The following is a 20,764-nucleotide window of genomic DNA, read 5'->3' as shown; positions in this document are numbered from 1 at the left end:
TACTACTACCACGCATCCAGACGAGGTGGGGCCCACTCGCTGGGCTGAGCGCCTCCGCGCTTCTCCCCGCTCTTGACCGGCTGGAGTTGTCAGGTTTAGCCTGACAAGCGTGTCAGGGTGAGCCTGACAAGTTGGGAGTCATGGTGTCGGACAATCTGTTGGGTTGCTCGTTCTGCGGGAAGTTGCAGACCGAGGTGGAGCGGCTCATCGCCGGGCCCGGAGTGTTCATCTGCAACGAGTGCGTCGGGCTGTGTGAACAGCTGATCAGCGGGAAGCCGATGCCGACCTTCCCGCCCTTGGACGGGAAGACCGACGAGGAACTGCTGGCCGACATGGCCCGCATCGACGCCTCCCGCGGCATGGTCGAGGCGGCCGTGCAGGACCGCGTACTGCGGCTCCGCTCGCGATCCGTCACGTGGGCGCGGATCGGCGAGTCCCTCGGAATCAGCCGCCAATCAGCCTGGGAACGCTTCTCGGGCGAGGAATGACCAGCACACCGCCGGCACCCCGGCTGGCCGACCTGCGCGAGAGGTGGCTGAGTGCAGTCATCGCCGCGCTCCAAGGTGATGCGAAGGTGGCAGGGGTCGCGTTGGTCGGTTCGTTGGGCGCGGGGCGTGCTGACGACTGGAGCGATGTCGATCTGCTCGTCGTCGTGGAAGACCTCGACGACTACGCCGTGCCCGGTCGGCTGCCGCAAGGCCCCGGACGACTCGCGTTCGAGATCGATGCCCGGCACAACGGTCCCCGCGGCACGAGAGCGATCAGCGCACAGTACGTCGTGGAAGACCTGCCGCTATGGGTCGACTGGCACCTTCATCCCGTCTCACTGGCGAACTGGCCGTCCGACAGCAGCGTCATCTTCGATCGGCGCGGAATCGCCCCGACGCCGGCCACACTCTCGGAGTACCTCAACCGCGGCGAGCACGAGCCGGCCACGCCGAAGACGGACGACGAGCACGACGCGATGCGGCTCGCACTGATCCCGATCGCCGCCAAGCAAGTAGCCCGCCAGTCCCCCGACGCAGCCCGCACGATCGAATACCTCGGCGGGGATCACACCGCAGACCAGCTCTCCGCGCTGGACGAACTCCTGAACCAGTTCGAACACCTCGGCCGCGCCGACAGTCTCGCGGCCGGGCGTGCGTACGTCGAGCTGCTCCGCGGCGCGATCCGTTAGGTTTGGTTCGTGGCAGAGAGTCGGCTTGATACTGGTCGGATTCGGGCGGCTCGGCGGGTTATCGATCCCGTGTTCTTGGACAGCCCGCAGTATCTGTGCGAGGCGTTGGAGCCGGCGCTCGGGTGTGCGGTGAGCATCAAGCTCGAGACGGCGAATCCGGTTCGCAGCTTCAAAGGACGCGGGACCGAGTTGGTTGCGAGTCAGTTGGCCGAGGCCGGTGCGCGGGCGGTCGTTTGTGCCAGTGCGGGCAATCTCGGCCAGGCCCTCGCGTGGTCCGGGCGGCGGCGCGGGCTCGACGTCACCGTGGTGGCTTCGCGGTTCGCGACGCAGGCGAAGCTCGATCGGATCCGCGCGCTCGGCGCCAAGCTGGAGTTGGTCGACGGCGACCACGAGCTGGCACGGGAACGAGCCGCGGCGATCGCGCAGTACGACGGAATCCGGTTGCTCGAGGACAGCCTGGACCTCGAGACCTGCGAGGGCGCGGCGACGATCGGGCTTGAGCTGATGGAGGGTACGCCGGCATTCGACACCGTGCTGATCGCGCTCGGCGGCGGGGCGATGGCGACCGGCGTGGGGCATGTGGTGAAGGAGTTGGCGCCCGAGGTCGACGTGATCTGCGTGCAGCCGGCGGGCGCGCCGGCGCTGACGCGTTCGTGGCAACAACGCCGCGTCGTCACCACGGACTCCGTCAACACGATCGCCGATGGCGTCGCCGGCCGGTTCCCCATCCCGGAGGTCCTCGACGACCTCCTGCTGATCGCCGACGACGCCGTACTCGTCCAAGAGGAATCGATCATCACCGGCATGCGCCTGCTCTACGACCACGCCGGCCTCATCGTCGAACCGTCCGCCGCCCTGGGCCTGGCCGCCCTCGTCGAGGACTCCACCCGCTTCGCAGGCCGCCACATCCTCACCATCATCTGCGGCAGCAACGTCGACCTACCCGCTTACCAGCGCTGGATCGCCGACCGTTAGGTGGTCAGCGCTGCGACCCATTCGTCGTGGTGTTGCTCGATGTATGCCGCAGTCGGGCCCCAGTAGTCGGCGTGGCCCTCGGCGTACAGGCGGGCCCATGGTTGCTCGCCGGTGCGGTGGCCATTGACGAGCAGTTCGTACGAGCCGCGCGTGCGGGCCGCGATCTGCGCCGGGAAGGCTTGGCGTTGCTCGAGGTCGAGGCCGTACCCGTCGGCCAGGGCGCGCAGCCGCGGGGCGTCGACCTGTACGTCGCCGCTGGGTACGAAGGGCACGAACCCGGTTGCGGCGTACCCGAGGTCCCACAGTCGCGATGCGGGGCCGGCGTTGTCCCAGTCGATGAACACCCAGCGCTCGTCGTTGGCGACCAGGTTCCACGGGGCGAGGTCGTTGTGGCAGATCAGGTCGCCGCTGGCGGGGTCAGGGACCAGGATCTGCCAGGTGACATCCGGGGCCGGCCGGAAGGTCTCCATCGTGTCGTGCAGCTCTCGAATCAGCCGCCCGACTTGGCGCAACTCGTCCAGCGAGAGCGGCGGAAGCGTGTCGGCGAGGTCACCCGGTACGTACTCGAGGACGTGCCGCCCCTGGTCGTCACGCCCGTACGTGCGGGGCGCACCGTCGAACTGCTTCTCCGCCAGATGCGTGAGCACAGCCTCGACCCCGGCCGTCTGAGGAAGCGAGGGCTTCCGCACCGTCGACCCGATCCGCACGACCCGCTCGGCGACGTTTCCTCCCGTCAGCACCTCTTCAGCTTCCACGCCGCCATCATCCCGGACCGTAGGCTCTACCGGCATGGATCTAGCAGCCCTCCAGGCACGCGCCGTCGAGATCAGCCGACTCTACGACCGCCACAACACCTCCGCCGGTCGCACCGAGTGGACCACCACCGACCTCACCCTCGGCTTCGTCGGCGACGTAGGACACGCGGCGTAGATGACCGACAACCTCGAGGCCAAGCTTTAGTTGCGGCGGGCAACTACTCGGGTAAGGCCGAGGGACCGGCCGGCATCGGTGCGGAGCATTTGGGCTTCTGCGCGGCCCGGCGTACCGCTGTCGTGATCGCAGGCTTCGTTCCACTGCAGCCAGTCTCGCCAACCGTCGGGTAGCCGGTCGGCGACCTCGACGGTGACGAGGCCGGTCTTCTCCCAGTGCCGGCGCCACCAGCCGGGGCTGTGCCAGGCGCAGAAGTCCCACATCCAGTACGACTCGAGGTGCGGCGGCGGAAGCGTCTCGTACTCCTCGGCGAGTCCGGGCTGCACGATGCCGATCTGCCCGCCCCGCTTCACGAAACGCGAGTAGTAGCCGAGGTACAGGTCGTCGGTGCCGAAGTAGTGGTAGGCGCCGATGCTGACCATCGCGTCGAAGAAGTCCTCGGCGAACGGCAGGGCGTGAGCCTCCGCGTAGATCGGGTAGACCTGGTCGTCCACCTGCGCTTCGGCGACTCGGCGCAGGTTCTCGTCCGGCTTGACCCACAGGTCCGTCGCCCACACCTCGACGCCGTACTCCCTGGCCAGGAAGATCGAGCTCAGCGCAGCGCCACATCCCATGTCGAGCACCCGCATACCGGGCTCGAGCGACATGAATTCGGCCAGCGCCTCCGCCTGCCACACCGGGTTGGGCCCCATCCCGCCGTCGACCATCCAGCGAGCCGAGTACGCGGCCGAGCGCGGATAGCGTTCATTCCTGAGCAGTACGGCGAGCTCGGCGTCATCCATGTGACGGGAGTGTGCGAGACCACGCTCCGACCAGGCAAACGGTTATTGCTGTCGGTGGTGGGCGGTAGCGTCCCGCGGGTGTCGCACTATCCGCCGCCGGCCAGACCACTGGGTCCGGACGCTGACGGGCACTGGGTACGGCGCTGGACGTCCGCGGAGTGGGCGCGGACTGTCGATGCGTGGGTGGGTTGTCGACTCGCGGAGCGCGGTCGCCGGATCAGCGGCGTACCTGTCACCTATCGGGCTCGCTTCTGGTCCGTGACGCGCTGCTATCCGACCGTCGAGGGCCTGGTGTGGTTCAAGGAGAACAATCCCGGGCATCGGTTCGAGCCCGGGCTGGTCGCCCGGTTGGCCCGGCTCGCGCCGGACGATGTGATCGTGCCGCTCGCGGTGGACCGCGAACGTGGCTGGCTCCTGGCAGACGATCAAGGTACGACGGTTACGCATCCCGACGTCGCCGATCAGCCGACGCGTCGCATCATCGTCCGTGCGCTGGCCCGCCTTCAATGCACCGTCCTCGGCCGCCTCGACTCCGCTGATCTCGTCGAGATCGCACCTCGTACGGCCGGTGATCGAGTGCGGGCCGTGGCTCAGGAGTGGGCGTCGCTGCTGCCCGGCCATCCGCTGCGTCTCGACGTGCTGGAGCGAGCCGCGCGGGCGGCCGACGTACTGGATCGCCGCACCGCATCCCTCAGCGACGCCGTACCGCTCGACCTGGAGCTCAACGACGTGTACCCCGCCAACATCTTCGCCGACCGTTCGACCGGCGTACTGCGCCCCCGCTTCTTCGACTTCGGCAACGCGATCTGGGGCCACCCGTTCGTCTCCCTGCACGGCTTCCTCGACTCAGTCGTCGAGTGGACCTGCGCCTTTCTGTCCCGCCCAGACCGCGCTGAACTAATCGACACCTATCTGACCGTTTGGCGCGAGCACCTGGACGCCGACCCGCAGGTACTACGCGCCGACCTGGCCGTCACCGGGGCCCTGACCAACGTCCATCGCCTCATCTCATGGCAACGGCTGATCCCATACGCCGACCCCCTAGAACTCCGCGCCCGCGCCGAAATCCCCCACAAATACCTGACCAGCACCCTCGCTTTGGCAGGCTAGACACCGTGGAACCCACCACCCATTTCGGCATCTACGCCCTCTGGCAACAAGACGGCCACCTCGTCCTCGTCCGCAAAGCCCGCGGACCATACGAGGGCCTGCTAGACCTACCAGGCGGCTCACCCGAACCCACCGAATCCGAGTCGACCACCCTCCACCGCGAACTACGAGAAGAGTGCGGCGTGGAACTAACCCGGACACTCGCCAGCGTCACCTTCGAATTCCACGTCCCCACCGATTCCTCCGGCCACCCCATCAACTTCACCCACACGGCCGCCGTTTCCCACGTAGAGGTAGCGGGCCCCGTCGTACAAGACATCGAGTCCGAGGACGTCCGAGGCGCCGTCCTCGCAACAAAAGCCCACACCCAACTCTTCTCCCCCCTCGTCACCCAAGCCCTCCACCACTTCCCCCACCTCGCAGGCGGCGCGACGGGCACGATGCTCCGCTGAGGTACTGCCTCGCGCGCGAGGGTTCCTGAGGGAGTTCGGGTTCTCGGGCAGAATTGAGGGGTGAAGAAGTCGGATGTCGAGCCTGTGATTGCGCGTAACCGGAAGGCTGCTCATGACTACCAGTTGGGTGAGTCGTGGGAGGCGGGGATCGTGTTGCAGGGGCCGGAGGTCAAGGCGTTGCGGGCGGGGCGGGCGTCGTTGGTGGGCGGGTTCGCGATGGTTGAGGACCGGGAGATCTGGCTGCATGCAGTGCACATCCCGCAGTACTCGCAGGCTCGCTGGTTCGAAGGGGGTTCCCGGCGCAAGCGGAAGTTGCTGCTGCATCGGGCCCAGATCGACAAGATCGAGCGCAAGGTCAACGAGGGCGGTCTGACGATCGTCCCGCTGGCCCTGTACTTCAAGGACGGGCGCGCGAAGGTGGAGATCGCGCTTGCTCGCGGGAAGAAGACCTGGGACAAGCGGCACGCGCTCGCCGAACGCGAGGCGACCCGGGAGGTGGAGCGCGCGGTCAGCCGCCGCCTGAAGGGCCGCCGGGACTGATCACCGAGCCGTCGCGGTCCGGTGAAAACTTTCTCGGCGAGGCTGTCGGATTCGCCGGATGCCGTTCGTAGCGTAGGTGCAGGCGGACAGCAGGTCCGCTCGAGCCGAAGGAGCAGCTATGCCCGAGTACCTCATCTACTTCAACCAGCAGTGGGTGGGTGACCACACCGAGGAGTGGTTCCGTAGTCGCGGACCGCTCGCGATGGCGGTCGTGGACGAGATGAAGGACGCCGGCGTGTACGTGTTCGCCGGCGGGCTCAAGGAGGAGGACGGCCCGATCTACAGCGCCGACCCCACCAGCGGCGAGGTGCTGCTCACGGACGGACCGTACATCGAGACCAAGGAGTATCTCGGCGGCTTCGCGATCGTCGACGTCCCCGACGACGAGGCCGCCAAGGTGTGGGCAGCCAAGATCGCGGAGGGCTGCGGCTGGCCCCACGAGGTCCGCGCCTTCAAAACCCAGGGCAGCCCGGACTGACATCCCGCGAGAGAGCGGACACAAAAGCCCAGGTCAGAGAAGCTCTGCCTGGGCTTTCGTCTGCGCGCTCGGAGGGATCTGCGCATCACCCTGGCCGGCGCGGCCTGCATTAGGAAGCGGTCGGGAGATAGCGGGTTGCGGTGAGGGCCAGGGCCGCGAGGGCGCAGGCGGAGGCTGCGGTGAGGATCAGAGGTGTGTAGCCGAGGGCGGTGGCGACGGCCGCGGCGGCCAGCGGGGCGGTGGCTCCGGCGATGGTGGTCGGGGTGCCCAGGATTCCGGCGATGGTGGCGTAACCGTGGTCGCCGTAGCGGTCGAGGATGATGGCCGGTTTCGCGAGCGAGGCGACGCCGAACCCCAGGCCGAAGGCGATCAAGCATCCGGCCGCACCGGCGATGCTGTGCCCGGCGGCGGGTAGGAGCGCGAGCGCGATGCCCTGCACGAGCACGATGACGGCGGTGATCGAGGTGATGGGCAACCATCGGCGCAGGATCGTGACGGTGACACGGCCGGTGACCGACAGCAGGCCCAGGACGCCGGTCAGGGTTGCGGCGGTGGTGGGTGTGTGGCCGAGCCGGGTCAGGTAGGTGACGAGGTGGACGCCGATGACGGCCAGAGCTGAGGTGTGCAGTACGAACGCGACCGCGAGCAGCCAGAACCCGGCATCGCGAAGTACGCGGCTGGGCGGACCCGCGTGGTGTTCAGCCTGCGGCGGTGCTGGTGGCGGCGCCGTCGAGCGCAGTACGAAGGCGTGTAGCGGGATGGTGGCGACGGCGAGCACGGCAGCCAGTACAACGAGGGTTTGCCGCCAGCCGTAGACATGGATGAGTTGGCCCGTGAGGGGGATGAAGATCGAGCTGGCGAATCCGGCGACCAGGGTCACGCTCAGCAGAGCCGTAGTACGGCGTTCTGGGGCGGTCACGGCGACGATAACCGCGAAGGCCGGCGGATAGAGCACCATCGCCGAGGCGACGCCGAGTACGACGAACACGGCGTACAGCTGGCCCGGCGACTGCACCCGCGACCAGGCCAGGACCGAGCCCGCGGCGATGACCGCGCCGACGGTCATCAGCGCGTGGCCCCCGCGCCGGTCGAGCCAGCGTCCGACCGGGATGCCGAGAACGGCGCTGATCAGCGACGCTGCCGTGAGCGCTCCGGTCGCGACCGTGGCGGAGATGCCGAGCTCGGTCCGCATGGGCTCGAGCAGCGCGCTGAAGGCGTAGTACAAAGTGCCGTAGCTGACGGTCGTCGTGATCGCGAGCGCCGCGACCACGTCCCGCCGGATGCCTCCGCGACCGGTGATCCTGCGCCCGGTCGCAGAGGTTGCCGAAGGCATCAGCCGCAGCAGCCCGACGACTTCGTCGTGTCGTTCTCGATGACGGTCAACAGCCCGCCGCTGATACCGGTGGCGAGTCCGCGGCCGGCCGGAGCGGAGATCTCGACGGCCTTCGGAGCCGGTCCGCAGCAACCGCCGGCCTCGTCGGCCGTGCCGCCGTAGGCGAGGTTCGACGAACAAACGCCGGTCTCCGGCAGGTCGAGCTGAACGTCGCGCGCAGCTTCCCAGTCGCCTGCCAGCGCGGCCACGACAGAGCGAGCCTGTTCGTAGCCGGTCGCGAGAAGGAACGTCGGGGCGCGGCCGTAGGACTTGGCGCCGACCGCGTAGTACCCGGGCTCGGGGTGGGTGAGCTCGTCGACGCCGTGCGGCGGGACCGTGCCGCAGGAGTGCTGGTTGGGGTCGATCAGCGGCGCGAGCGCGCGGGTGGATCCCATGATGGGGTCCAGGTCCAGGCGCAGCTCGGAGACCATGTCGTGGTCGGGCCGGAAGCCGGTGGAGTTGACCACGGTGTCTGCCACCACCTCCCGCTCGCCAGACGTGAGCTGCACCCTGCCAGCAGTGCGACCGATGCGTTCGATCCGGAAGGAGCTGACCAGTTCGACGCGACCGGACTGCACGAGCTTCTTCAGCCGGGACCCGAGCGCGCCGCGCGCGGGCAGCTCGTCGGCGTCGCCGCCGCCGTACGTGCGGGCCTGGTCGGTCCCGCGCACAACCCACACAACCTCGGTACCTGGGACCTCGTCGGCGAGCTGACCGAGGTCCAGCAGGGTCGTCGCCGCGGAGTGGCCGGCGCCCACGACCGCCGTACGGCGGCCTGCGTAGCGCTCCCGATCCGCGCCAAGGACATCGGGCAGGGCGTGCGCGATGCCAACTGCGTCGGGCTCACCGCGCGCCGGGATGCCCGAGCCGCCGAGCACGTTCGGCTTCCGCCAGGTGCCGGCCGCGTCGATCACGGCCGACGCCAGCAGTTCGGTCCCGTCAGCCAGCCGGATCAGGAAGGGTGCGGCCTCGCGGCCGGTGGTGCGGATGCGGTCGAAGCCGACCCTCGTCACGGCGGTGACCTGGGCGTTGTAGCGGATGCGGTCGTTCAGCTCCGGGGTCTTGGTCAGCGGCTTGAGGTACGAGTCGATGAGGTCACCGCCGGTGGGGAGCGTGCCGAGGTCAGGCGCGGTCCAGCCGGACTGTTCGAGCAGGCGGCGAGCTGCGGAGTCGATGTCGTAGCGCCACGGGCTGAACAGCTTCACGTGCCGCCATTCCTCGATCGCCGCCGCGACGGTCGGGCCGGACTCCAGTACGGCGAAGTCCACGCCACGCTCTGCGAGGTGCGCGGCGGCCGCAAGACCGACCGGGCCTGCACCGATGACGACGACCGGCGCCCCTGTCTGCTCGCTCACGATCCCAACTCCCTATCTAGAAGATCATCGAAACAACACTTAGCTTGCCTCGTGATTCGACAAGAGTCAAGATAGACCCATGTCGAAACAAGAGCTCGCGTTGATCCCCGTCGCGAGCGCAGGCTGCTGCGCGCCGATCTCAGACGCCGCACTCGATCCGGCCGGAGCCACCGAGGGTGCGGCCGTGTTCAAGGCGCTCGCCGATCCGATCCGGCTCCGCCTGTTCTCCATCATCACCTCGGCCGGCAACGAGATCTGCGTCTGCGATCTGACTCCGCAGTTCGACGTCAGCGGACCGACGATCTCGCACCACCTGAAGGTGCTCCGGGAGGCCGGTCTGGTCGACTGCGAGCGGCGCGGCACCTGGGTCTACTACTGGCCCGTGCCCGAGAAGCTGCGGTGGATCGCCGGGCTTCTCGCCGTACCGGACACCGCCTCGACACACTGACCCGCACTCAAGCCCAGGCGAAGCCGACACTGGCGAAGCTACCCCCACCGCCCCTCGCCCCGCACCTCCCCTCGCCCCGCACCTCCCCTCGCCCCGCACCTCCCCTCGCCCCGCACCTCCCCTCGCCCCGCACCTCCCCTCGCCCCGCACCTCCCCTCGCACCGCACCTCCCCTCGCACCGCACCTCCCCTCGCCTCATTCCCCGCCCCTCGCCTCATTCCCCACCCCGCGCACCGGCCCTCGCCCGCCGTTCCCCGCGCCTCGCGCTTGTTGTCGAGTCGTGAGTTCCGGTTCTTCTCGGCAGCCGATTTTCACGACTCGGCGGGAGCGAGGGACGCCGATTGCCACGACTCGACGCAGGCAGGGCTGACGAACCAGGCCGGCCGGTCGACCCAGTTGCCCGACGTGTTGCGCCGGCCCGGCATTGATCTGAACCGGGTCGCGCTCGGGGCGATCGGTTCCGGCGTACGATCGGCGACGCTTGACAGGCTGGGGATACCTCAATAAATATTGAGTCAATGAAGCCTGAGCAACCCACCCTGGCGGAGCGATCCCGCATCCACGCGGCGCTCGGTGATCCGGCGCGGCTGGCAATCGTGGACACCCTGATCGCCGGCGACGCCGCGCCCGGGGAGCTTGCGGCGGCTCTGGACCTGCCGACGAACCTCGTCGCCCATCACCTCAAGGTGCTCGAAGCTGCCGGGCTCGTCGTACGGACACGCTCCGAGGGCGACCGGCGCCGTACCTATGTCCGGCTCGAACCGGACGCGCTGGCCGCGATCGCCACCCCCGCGTTGATCGCCGCCGAGCGAGTCGTCTTCGTCTGCACCCAGAACTCTGCACGCTCCCAGCTCGCCGCGGCGATCTGGGCCCGGCGCAGCGACGTACCGGCCGTCTCCGCCGGCACCGAACCCGCCGGCCGCGTACACCCTCGGGCGATGAAGGTTGCCCGCCGCCACGGCCTCGACCCCTCCGGCTGGCATCCGAGCCCCCTGCGCGAAGTTGCTGAAGGCAATGATCTTCTCATCGCGGTCTGCGACAACGCCCACGAACATCTGCCCGGCAACCGACGACCACAGCTGCACTGGTCGATCCCCGACCCGGCGCCCATCGACACCGACGCAGCCTTCGAAGCCGCCTACGCCGAGCTGACCAACCGGATCGACCGGCTAGTGCCCGCCCTGACGGCAGAACCCACGAGGAGCAAGCGATGAGCCGCGCGCAACCGCTCTGGCGCCGCGCCCTCGCCGAAGGACTCGGCACCGGACTGCTGGTGACCGTCGTCGTCGGCTCCGGGATCGCGGCCGCCAAGCTCTCGCCGAGCGACACAGGTTTGCAGCTGTTGGAGAACTCCTTTGCCACCGCACTCGGGCTCGCCGTGCTGATCCTCATGTTCGGGCCGGTGTCCGACGCGCACTTCAACCCCGTCGTATCCCTCGTCGATTGTTGGCTCGGCCGACGTTCCGGGACCGGACTCACCGCGCGCGACCTCGCCGCCTACCTCCCGGCCCAGCTCGGCGGCGGCATCATCGGGGCGATCCTGGCGAATCTCATGTACGACGAAACCGCCGTCACCTGGTCGACCACACACCGATCGGCCGGCCATCTGTACCTCGGCGAGACAGTCGCCACCGCCGGGCTGATCCTGCTGATCTTCGCGCTCGCCCGAACCGGCCGCGCGGCGTCGGCCCCGGCCGCGGTCGGTGCCTACATCGGTGCGGCCTACTGGTTCACGTCCTCGACCTCGTTCGCCAACCCGGCGGTCACCATCGGCCGGGCTTTCAGCGACACCTTCGCCGGTATCGCGCCCGGCTCCGTCCCCGGCTTCGTCGTCTTTCAGATCCTCGGAGCCGTCCTCGGTACAGCCGCAGTCGCCGTCCTCTACCCCGACGCAGCCAAAGCCGATCTGTACCTCGGCGAGGCCGTCGCCACACCTCACGCCGAAACCACCGCAGGAGCGCCCTCGTGAGTAAACCCACCGTCCTGTTCGTCTGCGTCCACAACGCCGGCCGCTCCCAGATGGCCGCCGGCTGGCTCCGGTCCTTGGCCGGTGACGACGTCGACGTACTGTCGGCGGGTTCCGAACCCGGACACCAGATCAACCCCGTCGCCGTCGAGGCAATGCGCGAGGTCGGCATCGACATCACCGCGAACACCCCGCGACTGCTGTCCACCGAGGACGTACAGGCCAGCGACGTGGTGATCACGATGGGCTGCGGCGACGCATGCCCGTTCTTCCCCGGCAAGCGCTACGAGGACTGGAACCTCACCGACCCAGCCGGCCAACCGATCGAGGTAGTCCGCCAGGTCCGCGACGAGATCCACACCCACATCGAAAACCTGCTCGACGACCTACGTCCCGACCACCCGTAGACACACAAAAGCCCAGGTCAGCGAACTGATCCTGGGCTTCGACGTGGCGCGCTCGGAGGGATTCGAACCCCCAACCTTCTGATCCGTAGTCAGATGCTCTATCCGTTGAGCTACGAGCGCTGGACAACGTCGAGTAACGATACATGGAGGGGGTGGGTGTAGGCCAATCGGCTCTGGTGGGCGGCGCGGTGGGGGGTACTGCGGGGGTTTTCAGCCCTACGATCCGCGCATGGGTATCGAGGACTTGCTGGGTGGGCGGGATCTGGGGGACGTGAAGAAGGCGGTCGGGTTCGTGATGGAGAACTCGGACGACTTCCAGAAGGTGCTGGAGTTGGTACGCGGGTTGCCGGACGGCGCGGTCGGGGTCATCGGCAAGCTGCCGGAGCTGCTGAAGACGATCGGGACGGGGCTGGCGGAGGCCGGCGAGCAGGCGGCGAAGGCGGCCGGGGCGCTGGTCGGGGACGACGGCGAGGGCGGCGCGCGGAAGGCGCTGACCGGGAGCGCCGGCACGATGAACGCAGCCAAGGACAGGCTCAAGGACGCGGCCGGGATGCTGTCTGGACTGGCGGGTGAGCTGGACAAGATCCCCGGGATCGGCGACGCGGCGGCGAAGAAGCTGACCGACGGCAGCGGACAGATCGGCGGGGTCGCGACCGAGGTCGAGAGCCTCGCCGGCAACCTGCAGGAGCTGTCGGACATCCTCGCCACGGTCGGCGACGCCCTGAAAGGCCTCGGCACGAAGCTCACCGAGTCCGGCGGATCGGTCAACACGCTCCTCGACTAGTACGCCGGGCAGCCGGACCCCGGCGAAATCGGATGCCACTGGCAACCACCCGGGCGGTGCCAGGCCGGGCTGGGAACCGGCCGGACGGTGTCGTGCGTCCAAGGGCGGTTGCCTGATGGGTTAGGGAGGACCTCCGCGTGGTTAAGGTCGCGGGCATGGGTAGTCGACTGGTGCGGGGTACGGCGATCGGGTGTGGGGTGGCGGCGATCGCGGGTGGTGGGATCGGGTGGGCGGTCGGTGAGCCGGTGACGCCCGCGGACATCGTGCCCGCGCGGGTGATGCCGGCGGACCTGTGCGCGCGGATCGGGGACGTGTCGAGCCTGTTGCCGAAGGCATCGAATGGGGCGGTGACGATGACGCAGGTCGGCAGTACGACGATCACCTGCGAGGCGGGAAGCTCGCGCGCGAAGGTGCGCCAGTACACCGCGGCGAGCATCAAGGTCACCATCACGCCGTACGGCGGGCAGGATGCCGGGGCGGGGAATGCGCCGTTCACGCCGACGCAGACCGCGAAGAAGGTCTTCACCCGGTCGCCGATGAAGACGCTCGACGAGAGCCGGCCGTACCCGACCAAGCTCAGCCGGACCGCGAGCGGCATGGCCGGCGAGTCGTGGGCGGTGCATGCACTGGTGCAGCGCGCGGACATCGTCGTACAGGTGGACTACACGGCCAATCCGGTGGACGCGGACGTGGCGCAGAAGGCTGCGCTGGCGCTGGCCGACCGAGCCATCTGGGAGAGCAAGTGAGTACGCCGGAGATCCCGGGCTACCAGCTGGACCAGCGACTCCTCGAGCACCCGCTGGCCGAGTTGTGGCACGGCCGCACGTTCACCGGGATGGAGATCGTCGCGCTCGTGCTGAGCGAGGACGGCGCCCGCGACGAGACGGTCGTCGACCGGCTGACCCGCGCGAGCCGCGACGCCGCGCTCGTGCCCGGCCAGCAGGAGGCCCCGCTCTGGGCGGCGAACTTCAACTCCAGCCGCCCGTACGCGATCACCCAGCTGATCCCCGGGCAGACCGGCGCGGAGCGGCTGATCGACCCGCTCGACGGCATCATCGGGAACGACGACGTGTCGCTGCGGGCGGTCCGCGAACAACTCAGCGGGTACGGCGCCATGCCGCCGACACTCCCCCTCGCCGACAACGCCAACCACAACATCCCGTCGTACGTCGACCACCCGCACCAACCGCAATCACAGCAGCAACCCCAGCCGGACCCGCAGCCCGGCGAGCAGTCGAAGATCGACATCGCCCGCCAGTACAGCCGCAAGATCGGCTCCTGGATCTACGCCGTGATCGCGGTCGTCGTGCTGATCGTCTTCAGCATCACGTACTCGATCGGGTCCGCGATCGGCAGCGCCGTGAAGAAGGACGACCCGGCCGGCGCCGCGCCCGCAGCGGCCGTCAGCCCGGAGGCGCTCCCGGCCAAGGTCCTGATCCCGCCGATCGACATCGTCACGACGGCGCCGTACAAACGCCCTGACGGTTCCGCCGGCGTCTTCGGCGCGACGTACGCGGCCGGCGCGGACCTCCAGATTGTCGCGAACGCCGAGTTGCCGTTCGCGCTCGGCTGGCCGCGGCCGCCGCAGGTGATCCGGCTGGGTGAGTCCTCGCAGCTGATTCTGCGGAAGGTCGTCACCGCGACCGAGTACGACCCGACGAACGGCCTGAAGAACTCGTTCCAGGTGCAGCTCGCGCTGCACCCGTGCGTGAGTCTGGCGCAGTGCCTGGCCGACCGGCCGTCGTTCGACCAGCTGTGGACGAAGATCTACAAGACGACCACTCCGACGACCGCGAAGGACGCCCGGACCTGGCTGACGGTGTCGGCCAAGGCGCCGTACACGATCACGATGACGCACGCGTTCCAGAGCGGCGGTCAGTGGTGGCTGGTCGGCGCGATGGTCTACGGCCAGGTGGCCGAGGCGCCCGACGTCCAGCGGGTCGTCAACGACATCTGGCGGCAGACCAGTTGATCGACCGGAGGATTTGCTGAAACGGCCCGCGCGGACAGCGCGGGCCGTTCTCATTTTCACAAGCTTCGACGGAAAGCGATTGTCGCGAAAACTTTGTGACCGGGTTCACTTTCTGGTGGTTCACAGCCCTTGGGTCCGTCGCGTACCGTAGTACCACTTGCACACTGGTATACGCCCACTGGACGCACTGGTATGCGAGCGATCACACCGCCAGCCAGCTGCATCGAACCGCCGGAGACCCCGGCGGCCGGACGCCGTACCCGCCTTTCAGCGTCGAGGGGCAGACCGTCGCCGGGCCCGACAGCCGAGAGGGAATGAGCCGCGAATGACGACTACCGCCAGCCCGACCCATACCGAGACCGCCAACACCGCAGCCGCCAAGGACCCCCTCCCCGGCGAAACCCCGACGCCGTACGACCTGACCGACGCCCCGACGCAGCACGCCGGTCTGCTGACCTGGGTGGCCGAGGTCGCCGAGCTCACGCAGCCGGACCGGATCCACTGGGTCGACGGGTCGGACGCGGAGTACGCCACGCTGACGAACGAGCTGATCGCGGCCGGCACGATGGTCCGGCTGAACGAGGAGAAGAAGCCGAACTCGTTCTGGGTCCGCACCGACCCGAGCGATGTGGCCCGGGTCGAGCAGCGCACGTTCATCTGCTCTGCCGAGGAGAAGGACGCGGGTCCGACCAACAACTGGATGGACCCGGCGCAGATGAAGGCGCTGATGACCGAGCTGTACCGCGGCTCGATGCGCGGCCGGACGATGTACGTCGTCCCGTTCTGCATGGGTCCGTTGACGGCCGACAAGCCGATGTTCGGCGTCGAGATCACCGACTCGGCGTACGTCGTCGCGTCGATGCGGATCATGTGCCGCACGGGCGCCGAGGTACTCACCAAGCTCGGCGAGGACGCGTCGTACGTGCCCTGCCTGCACTCGGTCGGCGCGCCGCTCGAGCCGGGTCAGCAGGACGTGCCGTGGCCGTGCAACGACGAGAAGTACATCGTCCAGTTCCCCGAGGAGCGGGCGATCTGGTCCTACGGCTCCGGGTACGGCGGCAACTCGCTGCTCGGCAAGAAGTGCTACTCGCTGCGGATCGCGAGCGCGATGGCGCGCGACGAGGGCTGGCTGGCCGAGCACATGCTGATCCTCAAGCTGATCTCGCCGGACAAGAAGGTCCACTACGTCGCCGCCGCGTTCCCGAGCGCCTGCGGCAAGACCAACCTGGCGATGCTCGACCCGACGCTGGACGGCTGGGAGGTCGAGACGCTCGGCGACGACATCGCGTGGATGCGGTTCGGCAAGGACGGCCGGCTGTACGCGGTGAACCCGGAGTTCGGCCTGTTCGGTGTTGCCCCCGGCACCGGTTGGAAGACGAACCCGAACGCGATGCGCACCATCGAGAAGGGCAACTCGGTCTTCACCAACGTCGCGCTCACCGACGACGGTGACGTCTGGTGGGAGGGCTACTCGCCGACCCCGCCGGACCACCTGACCGACTGGAAGGGCCGCGAGTGGACGCCGGACAACGGCGAGCTCTCGAGCCACCCGAACAGCCGCTTCTGCACGCCGATCAAGCAGTGCCCGATCATCGCCGACGAGTACGACGACCCGAACGGCGTACCGATCTCCGCGATCATCTTCGGCGGCCGCCGCGCCACCACGGTCCCGCTGGTGACCGAGTCGCGCGACTGGGCGCACGGCGTGTTCATGGGCGCGACCCTGTCCTCGGAGACCACCGCGGCCGCGGTCGGCCAGGTCGGCGTCGTCCGGCGCGACCCGATGGCGATGCTGCCGTTCCTGGGGTACGACGCGGGGCAGTACTTCGACCACTGGCTGACCGTCGGCAAGCAGCACGACGCGGCGCAGCTGCCGAAGATCTTCTACGTGAACTGGTTCCGCAAGGACGACGCGGGCAAGTTCGTCTGGCCGGGCTTCGGTGAGAACAGCCGGGTGCTCAAGTGGGTCATCGAGCGGATCGAGGGCCAGGCGGACGCCGTCGAGACCGCGATCGGCCGGGTGCCGGCCGCGGACGCGCTCGACGTCGCCGGACTCGACATGACCGCGCAGGACCTCGAGATCGCGCTCGACGTCGACGCCGAGGAGTGGAAGGCAGAGATCCCGCTGATCGAGGAGTGGTTCGCCAAGCTCGGCGACACCGTCCCGACCGAACTCAAGGTCGAGCTCGACAACCTCAAGGCCCGCTTGGGCTGACGAACTCCGGTCGCCGTGTCGGAAGCCGGCGGTCGGATCAACAGCGCGGTGCCTCGGCTCATCAGCCGGGGCGCCGCGCTGTACTTTCTGCGAGCACCCGCCGAACCTCGTCGTCGCTCACCGACGAGAAGTCCCGGTACGCCTGACCGACCGCGTTGAAGTACCGCGGGATCCAGGCGCACACCACCTGGTCCGCGATCCGCGCCAGTCGGCGGCAGCTCTCCACGCCGCCTACGGGTACGGCGACGATCACGCGCGCCGGCCGCTGGCGCCGTACCGCTTCCACCGCTGCTCGCATCGTCGCGCCGGTGGCCAGCCCGTCGTCGACGAGGATCACGACACGATCCCGTACGTCGATCGGCGGCCGATCACCGCGGTACGCCTGCTCGCGCCGGCGCAGCTCCCGCATCTCCTGCCGACGTACCGCCTCCAGCGCCTCCGGCTCGACGCCCCGCGCGATCTGGTCGTTGCGGACCACGTGCAGGTCCTCGCCGACGCCGGCGATCGCGCCCATCGCCAGCTCGGGCTGTCCCGGCAGCCCGAGCTTGCGCACGATCAGTACGTCGAGCTCCGCGCCGAGGGCGTCCGCGACCGGCGCCGCGACGGGTACGCCGCCGCGCGCGAGCCCCAGGACCAGGACCGAACCGGCGACCCGCCCGAGCTCCTCGGCCAACGCCTCGCCGGCGGCCGCCCGATCCGGATACGGCCTCCTCATGCCGCCATGATCCAACTACGTTGACTCCATGCGAATCCCTGAGAGCGCTCGAGCCGTGCTCGACGGCCGGGTGGCGCTCACGCTGGAGACACGGGCACCGCACACATCACCCCCACGAAAATCGGAGGCGTAGGCCCATGGGCATGAAAATTGGTGTGATGCTGCCGCTCGGGGCGGGCGACGGGCCTGACGGTGGCATGCCCGGCTGGAAGGACGTGCGAGCTGTCGCGGAGGCGGCCGAGGAGGGCGGCCTCGACTCGGTCTGGATCGCCGACCACTTCCTCTACCGCGACCCCGAGGGCCAGATCTACGGCATGCACGAGTCCTGGACCCTCCTGACGGCAGTCGCCGCGGTCACGTCCAGAGTCGAACTGGGAAACATGGTCCTCTGCGCATCGTTCCGAGACCCCGGCCTGACCGCAAAAATGGCCGCAACCCTCGACGAAGTATCCGGCGGAAGACTGATCCTAGGAGTCGGCGCAGGCTGGCACGACCCCGAATACGAGGCCTTCGGCCTACCCACCGACCACCGCGCAGGCCGCTTCGAAGAATGGCTCGAGATCGTCGCGAGAATGATCCGCGGAGAAACAGTCACCTACAAAGGCACGTACTACGACGTGCGCGAAGCAAACCTGGACCCGGCCCCACCCCACCGAATTCCCATCCTCATAGCCGGCCACCGTCCCCGCATGATGCGCCTCACCGCCCAATGGGCCGACCTGTACAACACCGCCTGGTACGGCACCCCTAACGAAAAGGTCGAAGAGCGCCTAGAAACCCTCCGTCAAGCAACAGCGGCAGCAGGCACCTCGGTAACCCCCACCGCAGGCATCATCGTCCGCGACCCCGACCAACAGGTCGCCGACCCCAGCCCCCAAGCAATCCCAGTAAAGGACCTACCAGAAGCAATCGGGGCGTACCAAAAACTAGGTGTAGAACACCTGATCATCTCCCCCGAACCAATGACCCCCACAACGGTAAAGCGAATCGCAGAAGCAAAGGGTCACTAAAAACAAACCCAGCCACGCACCCACCGGGGGTCCGGGGGGCGGAGCCCCTCCGGGTGGGGCCTAGGGGTTGCACCCCAGAAAAGGCCGGAGCTCCCTAGCCTGCGCTTTCTGCAGGCAGGGAGCTCCCAGAGCGGAGGCGGCGGGATTTGAACCCGCGAGAGGGGATTACCCTCAACCCGCTTAGCAGGCGGGCGCCATCGACCGGACTAGGCGACGCCTCCTCCGACGATCCCCACGCGGGGGACACGACGACGGCCAAGACTATCCGCTCGACCGGCCCGGCGGCAAAGCGGGTGCGCAAACCTGGACCGGACACTCTCGGTGGCGGGGGCGGTACGTTGCGGCAGTAGCCCACGGCCCCTGTACTGTGGCGGCATCGACGGGGGTCGCCAGCTTCACGTCAACCAACTTGGTGTCGTGGGCGTCTGAAGTACCGTGGGCCGCTGCGGGCGGCCGACGGAGGGATCGCCACGTCGTCGATCAGGGAACGGAGCCATGTCGCGGAGTACTCGCGCAGCCGGTCGGAGGGCGGCGCCTCGTGCCAGCCGGTCCCGGCAACGTTCGCACCGGGCCAGGACGGCCTCGAAGGCAATCGGTCTGACCCTGCTCAGCGCCCTCGTGCCGGGCACCGGCCTGTTGATGGGTGGCCGGAAGAAACTCGGCGCGTTCGTGCTGACGATCAGCGTCGGCCTGCTGCTGATCGCCGCGTACGTCGGCCTCACGCAGCGCGACTCGGTGCTGGCGCTGGCGGTCTCGCCGCGACAGTTGCTGATCGCGACCGGCGCCGTCGTACTGCTCGGGGTGTTCTGGATCTGGGTCGTGGTCGCGTCGCACAAGCTGATCCGCCCGGTGAGCATGACCTACACGGGCCGGCTGGTGGGCTCGATGTTCGTCGGGTTGCTGTGCTTCGGGATCGCGGTGCCGACGACCGTCGCCGCGCAGACCGTGATGGCGCAGCGCGACCTGGTCGGCAGCGTGTTCCAGTCCGAGGGCAACTCCAAGAGCGCGACCCGACCGAAGGTGAGCAACGCCAAGGACCCGTGGGCGCACACCCCGCGACTGAATCTGCTGCTGCTGGGCGCCGACGACGGCGCCGGCCGGACCGGTGTGCGGACCGACACGGTGATCGTGGCCAGCATCGACACCAAGACCGGTGACACGTCGCTGATCTCGCTGAGCCGGAACTGGATGCGGATGCCGTTCCCGGCCGACTCCCCGCTGCACAAGATCTACCCCGACGGGTACTACGACCCGAGCGGTCCGGCCGAGCAGCCGGAGTTCTACCTCGACTCGATGTACGACAACATCCCGCGCCAGCACCCCGGCGTCCTCGGCCAGACCGACAACATGGGCGCCGACGTGGTGAAGCTGGCCGCGAGCGCGGCCCTGGGCCTCGACATCGACTACTACATGCAGGTCAACCTGGCCGGCTTCCGGCAGATCATCGACGCGCTCGGCGGGATCACCGTGAACGTCAACTACCGGGTGCCGATCGGCGGCGACTACGGCGAGGGCCCGGGGTCGAACAGCGAGAAGAAGCCGAGCGGCTACATCGAGCCGGGTCCGAACCAGAAGCTCGACGGGTACCACGCTCTGTGGTTCGCCCGCGGCCGGTACGGGCTGAGCGACCCGTCGCGGCAGGAGCGGCAGCGTTGCACGATCCACGCGCTGGTCAGCAGCGCGAACCCGCAGGCCCTGGTGACGTCGTACCAGCAGATCGCGAAGGCCGGCAAGCAGCTGCTGCGGACCGACATCCCGCTGGACATCCTGCCGGCGTTCACGCAGCTCGCGCTGAAGGTGAAGAACGCCAAGGTCTCCAACATCGACCTGGACAAGAGCAAGAACTTCCCGACCGGCCAGAACCCGAACTACTCGGCGATGCGGGAGATCATCCAGAAGGCCCTCTCCGCGCAGACCAAGCCGGTCGCCTCGACGCCGACGGTGAAGCCGACCAAGAGGCCGACCTCCGGGACGACGAAGAAGCCGACGCCGACGAAGACCACCCCGACCACTCCGGGGACCGCGGAGAACCTGAACGACGCGTGCGCCTACAACCCCAGCCAGACCGGAAACTGA

General features: G+C 68.5%; 22 protein-coding genes, 2 tRNA genes and 1 pseudogene. 18 read left to right on the top strand and 7 right to left on the bottom strand.

Annotated features, from left to right (window positions below; all coding sequences use genetic code 11):
• Nucleotides 1-140 precede the first annotated feature (140 nt).
• The 3 genes and pseudogenes from ACIA58_RS08210 to ACIA58_RS08200 all read left to right on the top strand — a co-directional run.
• A pseudogene (locus ACIA58_RS08210) lies at nucleotides 141-266 on the top strand (ClpX C4-type zinc finger protein); the annotation flags it as partial.
• A 218-nt stretch (nucleotides 267-484) separates the two neighbouring features.
• Nucleotides 485-1,177 carry a nucleotidyltransferase domain-containing protein gene (locus ACIA58_RS08205; protein WP_396402883.1) on the top strand — a complete coding sequence of 231 codons (693 nt, stop codon included), beginning with the start codon at nucleotides 485-487 and terminating at the stop codon, nucleotides 1,175-1,177.
• A gap of 69 nt (nucleotides 1,178-1,246) precedes the next feature.
• A complete protein-coding gene (locus ACIA58_RS08200) occupies nucleotides 1,247-2,152 on the top strand; it encodes a threonine/serine dehydratase (RefSeq protein ID WP_396402882.1) in 906 nt (301 codons plus the stop codon).
• Here the strand turns inward: ACIA58_RS08200 and ACIA58_RS08195 are convergent.
• Nucleotides 2,149-2,907 (bottom strand): phosphotransferase, encoded by a 759-nt coding sequence (locus tag ACIA58_RS08195; protein WP_396402881.1) that lies wholly within the window; start codon nucleotides 2,905-2,907, stop codon nucleotides 2,149-2,151. The genes ACIA58_RS08200 and ACIA58_RS08195 overlap by 4 nt on opposite strands.
• 34 nt (nucleotides 2,908-2,941) lie before the next feature.
• Between ACIA58_RS08195 and ACIA58_RS08190 the strand changes: the two genes are divergently transcribed.
• Complete coding sequence (locus ACIA58_RS08190; RefSeq protein ID WP_396402880.1) at nucleotides 2,942-3,082, top strand: hypothetical protein; 141 nt, start codon at nucleotides 2,942-2,944, stop codon at nucleotides 3,080-3,082.
• A 26-nt stretch (nucleotides 3,083-3,108) separates the two neighbouring features.
• Here the strand turns inward: ACIA58_RS08190 and ACIA58_RS08185 are convergent, their stop codons facing one another.
• Nucleotides 3,109-3,864: an SAM-dependent methyltransferase gene (locus tag ACIA58_RS08185; protein ID WP_396402879.1), complete on the bottom strand. Its 756-nt coding sequence runs from the start codon at nucleotides 3,862-3,864 to the stop codon at nucleotides 3,109-3,111.
• A gap of 78 nt (nucleotides 3,865-3,942) precedes the next feature.
• Between ACIA58_RS08185 and ACIA58_RS08180 the strand changes: the two genes are divergently transcribed.
• The 4 genes from ACIA58_RS08180 to ACIA58_RS08165 all read left to right on the top strand — a co-directional run bounded on the left by ACIA58_RS08180 (nucleotide 3,943) and on the right by ACIA58_RS08165 (nucleotide 6,444).
• Nucleotides 3,943-4,974: a hypothetical protein gene (locus ACIA58_RS08180; protein ID WP_396402878.1), complete on the top strand. Its 1,032-nt coding sequence runs from the start codon at nucleotides 3,943-3,945 to the stop codon at nucleotides 4,972-4,974.
• Nucleotides 4,975-4,979: 5 nt separating this feature from the next.
• Nucleotides 4,980-5,426 (top strand): NUDIX domain-containing protein, encoded by a 447-nt coding sequence (locus ACIA58_RS08175; protein ID WP_396402877.1) that lies wholly within the window; start codon nucleotides 4,980-4,982, stop codon nucleotides 5,424-5,426.
• 60 nt (nucleotides 5,427-5,486) lie between these two features.
• Nucleotides 5,487-5,966 (top strand): SsrA-binding protein SmpB, encoded by a 480-nt coding sequence (smpB, locus tag ACIA58_RS08170; RefSeq protein WP_396402876.1) that lies wholly within the window; start codon nucleotides 5,487-5,489, stop codon nucleotides 5,964-5,966.
• A gap of 118 nt (nucleotides 5,967-6,084) precedes the next feature.
• On the top strand, nucleotides 6,085-6,444 hold the full coding sequence (locus ACIA58_RS08165) for a YciI family protein (protein WP_396402875.1): 360 nt from the start codon (nucleotides 6,085-6,087) through the stop codon (nucleotides 6,442-6,444).
• Nucleotides 6,445-6,553: 109 nt separating this feature from the next.
• On the opposite strand, the gene ACIA58_RS08160 is transcribed toward ACIA58_RS08165, so the two are convergent.
• Together ACIA58_RS08160 and ACIA58_RS08155 are read right to left on the bottom strand one after the other, a co-directional pair.
• Nucleotides 6,554-7,777, bottom strand: a complete 1,224-nt coding sequence (locus ACIA58_RS08160) for an MFS transporter (RefSeq protein WP_396402874.1) — start codon at nucleotides 7,775-7,777, stop codon at nucleotides 6,554-6,556.
• A complete protein-coding gene (locus ACIA58_RS08155; RefSeq protein WP_396402873.1) occupies nucleotides 7,777-9,171 on the bottom strand; it encodes an FAD-dependent oxidoreductase in 1,395 nt (464 codons plus the stop codon). The genes ACIA58_RS08160 and ACIA58_RS08155 overlap by 1 nt, the downstream gene beginning before the upstream one ends.
• A 79-nt stretch (nucleotides 9,172-9,250) precedes the next feature.
• Here ACIA58_RS08155 and ACIA58_RS08150 point away from each other — a divergent pair, with 79 nt between their 5' ends.
• From ACIA58_RS08150 to ACIA58_RS08135, 4 genes are all read left to right on the top strand, one after another.
• Nucleotides 9,251-9,619, top strand: a complete 369-nt coding sequence (locus ACIA58_RS08150; RefSeq protein WP_396402872.1) for an ArsR/SmtB family transcription factor — start codon at nucleotides 9,251-9,253, stop codon at nucleotides 9,617-9,619.
• A 518-nt stretch (nucleotides 9,620-10,137) separates the two neighbouring features.
• Nucleotides 10,138-10,833, top strand: a complete 696-nt coding sequence (locus ACIA58_RS08145; RefSeq protein WP_396402871.1) for a helix-turn-helix domain-containing protein — start codon at nucleotides 10,138-10,140, stop codon at nucleotides 10,831-10,833.
• Nucleotides 10,830-11,588, top strand: coding sequence for an aquaporin (locus ACIA58_RS08140; protein ID WP_396402870.1), 759 nt, complete (start codon nucleotides 10,830-10,832; stop codon nucleotides 11,586-11,588). The genes ACIA58_RS08145 and ACIA58_RS08140 overlap by 4 nt, the downstream gene beginning before the upstream one ends.
• Complete coding sequence (locus ACIA58_RS08135; RefSeq protein WP_396402869.1) at nucleotides 11,585-11,992, top strand: arsenate reductase ArsC; 408 nt, start codon at nucleotides 11,585-11,587, stop codon at nucleotides 11,990-11,992. The genes ACIA58_RS08140 and ACIA58_RS08135 overlap by 4 nt, the downstream gene beginning before the upstream one ends.
• 44 nt (nucleotides 11,993-12,036) lie before the next feature.
• On the opposite strand, the gene ACIA58_RS08130 is transcribed toward ACIA58_RS08135, so the two are convergent.
• Nucleotides 12,037-12,112 (bottom strand) — tRNA-Arg (locus tag ACIA58_RS08130).
• Nucleotides 12,113-12,221: 109 nt separating this feature from the next.
• Here ACIA58_RS08130 and ACIA58_RS08125 point away from each other — a divergent pair.
• From ACIA58_RS08125 to ACIA58_RS08110, 4 genes are all read left to right on the top strand, one after another.
• Nucleotides 12,222-12,776 (top strand): hypothetical protein, encoded by a 555-nt coding sequence (locus ACIA58_RS08125; protein ID WP_396402868.1) that lies wholly within the window; start codon nucleotides 12,222-12,224, stop codon nucleotides 12,774-12,776.
• Nucleotides 12,777-12,931: 155 nt separating this feature from the next.
• Nucleotides 12,932-13,522, top strand: coding sequence for a hypothetical protein (locus ACIA58_RS08120; RefSeq protein ID WP_396402867.1), 591 nt, complete (start codon nucleotides 12,932-12,934; stop codon nucleotides 13,520-13,522).
• The gene (locus tag ACIA58_RS08115) at nucleotides 13,519-14,748 is read left to right on the top strand and encodes a hypothetical protein (protein ID WP_396402866.1); all 1,230 of its coding nucleotides are present in this window, start codon (nucleotides 13,519-13,521) and stop codon (nucleotides 14,746-14,748) included. Before ACIA58_RS08120 ends, ACIA58_RS08115 begins: the two co-directional genes overlap by 4 nt.
• A gap of 325 nt (nucleotides 14,749-15,073) precedes the next feature.
• Nucleotides 15,074-16,963, top strand: a complete 1,890-nt coding sequence (locus ACIA58_RS08110; protein WP_396402865.1) for a phosphoenolpyruvate carboxykinase (GTP) — start codon at nucleotides 15,074-15,076, stop codon at nucleotides 16,961-16,963.
• Nucleotides 16,964-17,024: 61 nt separating this feature from the next.
• Here ACIA58_RS08110 and ACIA58_RS08105 read toward each other — a convergent pair whose 3' ends face one another.
• On the bottom strand, nucleotides 17,025-17,678 hold the full coding sequence (locus ACIA58_RS08105) for a phosphoribosyltransferase (protein ID WP_396402864.1): 654 nt from the start codon (nucleotides 17,676-17,678) through the stop codon (nucleotides 17,025-17,027).
• A 143-nt stretch (nucleotides 17,679-17,821) separates the two neighbouring features.
• Here ACIA58_RS08105 and ACIA58_RS08100 point away from each other — a divergent pair, with 143 nt between their 5' ends.
• The gene (locus ACIA58_RS08100; RefSeq protein WP_396402863.1) at nucleotides 17,822-18,688 is read left to right on the top strand and encodes an LLM class flavin-dependent oxidoreductase; all 867 of its coding nucleotides are present in this window, start codon (nucleotides 17,822-17,824) and stop codon (nucleotides 18,686-18,688) included.
• Between the two features lie 131 nt (nucleotides 18,689-18,819).
• On the opposite strand, the gene ACIA58_RS08095 is transcribed toward ACIA58_RS08100, so the two are convergent.
• Nucleotides 18,820-18,909 (bottom strand) — tRNA-Ser (locus ACIA58_RS08095).
• Nucleotides 18,910-19,183: 274 nt separating this feature from the next.
• Here ACIA58_RS08095 and ACIA58_RS08090 point away from each other — a divergent pair.
• Nucleotides 19,184-20,764, top strand: coding sequence for an LCP family protein (locus ACIA58_RS08090; RefSeq protein ID WP_396402862.1), 1,581 nt, complete (start codon nucleotides 19,184-19,186; stop codon nucleotides 20,762-20,764).

The organism is Kribbella sp. NPDC051586 (assembly GCF_044453965.1).
Classification (GTDB): Bacteria; Actinomycetota; Actinomycetes; order Propionibacteriales; family Kribbellaceae; genus Kribbella.
Note: the sequence above shows the minus strand (reverse complement) of the source record. Positions and strands in the feature narration are given on the sequence as shown.